Genomic DNA, 254 nt, shown 5'->3' on the forward strand with positions numbered 1-254 from the left:
ATAAGTGCACATGGCGGATGCCTTGGCGATTACAGGCGATGAAGGACGTAGTAGCTTGCGATAAGCTGCGGGGAGCTAGCAAACAAGCTTTGATCCGCAGATTTCCGAATGGGGAAACCCGGCCCTTTGGGTCATCACTCACTGAATACATAGGTGTGTGAAGCGAACGCGGCGAACTGAAACATCTAAGTAGCTGCAGGAAAAGAAATCAACCGAGATTCCCAAAGTAGTGGCGAGCGAAATGGGAAGAGCCT

The 254-nt window shown here is 50.8% G+C and carries 1 rRNA gene; it reads left to right on the top strand.

The window, feature by feature from the left end:
- Positions 1 to 254, top strand: a 23S ribosomal RNA gene (locus GM676_RS31480); the annotation flags it as partial.

The organism is Duganella radicis, assembly GCF_009720825.1.
GTDB lineage: Bacteria > Pseudomonadota > Gammaproteobacteria > Burkholderiales > Burkholderiaceae_D > Rugamonas > Rugamonas radicis.